Here is a 2,490-nt window from a genome sequence, read left to right as displayed (position 1 = left end):
GCTTCCGATTCCTTCCTGATCGAGCTCCCGGGCCAGCTTCTCTGCGGCTTTGTCGCCGGCGTCATCGCGGTCATAGGCGATCAGCACCGTCTGCACGCCGTGCTCGCGAAATGCGGCCCAGTGGTCTTCCGTGAAGCCCCCAACGCCGTACGCTGCGGTGACGTGGCGAAAGCCCACACACCAAAACATCAAGGCATCGATCAGCGACTCGCACAGGATGATCTCTTGGCTCGCTGCAAGCGCGGCCCGATTCCACACGCCACGATGCGGGCCAGGCAAATACAGGTGCTTGGGCGTGCCCTTGCGCAACCCGGACGTGATCTTGCGCCCGTACAGCTCCACCACCTCGCCCTTTGCATCGAAGATCGGAATCGTCAGCGAGCCATTCAGATGCTCATGGCCGCTCTCCCGCAGCACACCCAATCGCTGCAGCTGCGTGCGAAGCGCTGCACCCGCCTTGCGAGTTTTCTTCGGCAACCGGTACGCCAGCGTCCGGTTGGCAAAGCCCAGCTTGAAGTGCTCGACCACCTCACCGTGCTGAAGCCCGCGCTCGATCAGGTACTGCTGCGCCTCGGGGCTGCGCTTGAGCGTCTCGTGGTAGTAGTCCACCACCCGCCGCAACACGACCGCATCCGGCTCCTCCGACTCGGCAAGTGAGTCCAGCTGTTGCACGCTGCTTTGCTTCGCCACCTTGCGTGCTTGCCCATCCGCCGGAGGCCGGCCACCCCGGGGAGGCTCGATACGGGCCGCTAAAGCAGGATGCTCCTGGCGCAGCATCTCCACCGCCAGCCGAAAGCTCACCCCCTGCGCTCGCATCACCCAGTCGATGACGCTGCCACCCGTCTGGCACGCACCCAGGCAGTGCCACAAATTCTTCGAAGACGTGATCACCAGACTCGGCTCCCGGTCGTCGAAAGGGACACAGCCCCACCAGGTCCTTGCCGTGCTTCCTGAGCTCGATGCCCTGCTGCACAACCAGCCGCTCCAGCGACACCTCCTGCTTCAGTCGCTCCACCTCGTCGTCTGGGATCCGGGCCATCGGGGACCTCCGCCTGTGGGCTCGAAAAACGCACCCAACTCACCGGATACGCTAGACCTGGGACACGATTCATGTCAACATGATTCACGAATGAAAGCTGGAAAAAGTGAGATCCCTTGGCTAGCGTACCCCGTACACGCGGCATTCGACGCGAACGAGGCATGCTCCATGGCGATTGGCGACAGGATTCGACGGCTTCGGCAAGACCACCGCTGGACCCAGGCCGAGCTCGGCGAAAAGCTCGATGTCCAGCAAAAGCAGGTCTCCGCCTACGAGCGCGGCGTCAACATCCCCTCGACCGAAGTCCTCATCAAGCTCGCCGAGGTCTTCAACGTTACCCTCGACTACCTCGCCTTCGAAGCCGAAGGTCAGCCCGCAAGGGTCAATATCCAGGACCGCGAGCTGCTACGTCGCTTCGAGTCGGTCGACAAGCTCGCCGAGCAAGACAAGGACCTCGCCAAGGAGATCCTCGACCTGCTCATCCTAAAGCACAAGTTTCGACAACTCGTCGATGCGAATGCAGCGTAGACAAAGATAAGCATTGGATTTAGACGCTGCTTGCCTCGCTTCAGTGAGCAGCAACCCTGCGGAACACAGGAGTTGGTTCAAGTAAGCGACGATCCAACTTCAAGATCGTACAGCTCGAACTTTTCGATGTCATTTGGCCATTCATCACCGTAGGAATAGCCTTCAACTGTAGTGAGATACCCTTCGTCGATATAAAAGAGATAACCAGTATCTACCTTGCTCTCTCCCAGCTTCGCTCCTATTTTTCCAAGCCTGTCCGAAACACTGTTATCAAAAAGATGAAGCTCTTCACATTTCTCAAACTCGGTAAGAAAACCTGCGCCAGTAAACTCACGGCTTCGCACCGGCACTTTGTCAAAGTCCAGCCCAGGCTTCCGTACCCTGTCCACTTCGTGACATAGAAAGCGCTCTACGACTGCACGCTCTAAAGAGTTAGCGTTTTTCATCTTGACTGACCTTAGGGTATGAAAGCAGTACCAACCTTCACGACATCATCAACAACCGCTCCTCGCACGCGGACGGCCTGACCGGCGACGTTTACGGTGGTTTCGAACACACCACCGATCTTTCCCTGAGTGGCAAGCTGCTGCGCCGCGCCCTCGATGGCCTGAAATGCCTTGACCTTGTCACCACCGAAGGACTGAAGGACGCCTTCGAGTTTATGCTTCGACAAGGACTTCGGTCCGAACACGTGATTGGCACTGTTTAGTAGTCGCTGGGAAACCTGTGCCCCCCTTGCGGCAAGGGGGGAGCCCAACGCACTCGTCGTAGTGGCAGGTGGGTTTTCCCAGGTGCGGCTTGCAGTTAGCGAGGCCGTAGGCCCCGACGCGGTCTGGGAGGCGGCTGGAAGGGCCTTAACGCGGTTTTGAGCCTGCAGCGGCGCCTGCGCAGACGCGGCGAAGGAGCCAGCGGCGAGGGACAGC

4 protein-coding genes are annotated in these 2,490 nt (G+C 59.5%); 1 reads left to right on the top strand and 3 read right to left on the bottom strand.

The annotated features are described in order from the left end of the window. Nucleotides 1–891: toprim domain-containing protein (locus MJD61_16825; protein ID MCG8556926.1), on the bottom strand; the 891-nt coding region annotated here is incomplete at its 3' end. A 316-nt stretch (nucleotides 892–1,207) separates the two neighbouring features. On the opposite strand from MJD61_16825, the gene MJD61_16820 reads away from it, so the two are divergent. Further along, complete coding sequence (locus MJD61_16820; GenBank protein ID MCG8556925.1) at nucleotides 1,208–1,567, top strand: helix-turn-helix domain-containing protein; 360 nt, start codon at nucleotides 1,208–1,210, stop codon at nucleotides 1,565–1,567. Between the two features lie 77 nt (nucleotides 1,568–1,644). On the opposite strand, the gene MJD61_16815 is transcribed toward MJD61_16820, so the two are convergent. Both MJD61_16815 and MJD61_16810 read right to left on the bottom strand, forming a co-directional pair. Further along, on the bottom strand, nucleotides 1,645–2,013 hold the full coding sequence (locus tag MJD61_16815; protein ID MCG8556924.1) for a hypothetical protein: 369 nt from the start codon (nucleotides 2,011–2,013) through the stop codon (nucleotides 1,645–1,647). Between the two features lie 11 nt (nucleotides 2,014–2,024). Then, nucleotides 2,025–2,258, bottom strand: a complete 234-nt coding sequence (locus tag MJD61_16810) for a hypothetical protein (protein ID MCG8556923.1) — start codon at nucleotides 2,256–2,258, stop codon at nucleotides 2,025–2,027. Nucleotides 2,259–2,490: the final 232 nt, after the last annotated feature.

It is taken from the genome of Pseudomonadota bacterium (genome assembly GCA_022361155.1).
GTDB lineage: Bacteria > Myxococcota_A > Polyangia > Polyangiales > JAKSBK01 > JAKSBK01.
This window is presented reverse-complemented; position numbering and strand designations above follow the sequence as displayed.

Coding starts and splice junctions, on each gene's coding strand:
- MJD61_16820 (MCG8556925.1), top strand. CDS start 1,208: ATGGCGATTGGCGACAGGATTCGACGGCTTCGGCAAGACCACCGCTGG.
- MJD61_16815 (MCG8556924.1), bottom strand. CDS start 2,013: ATGAAAAACGCTAACTCTTTAGAGCGTGCAGTCGTAGAGCGCTTTCTA.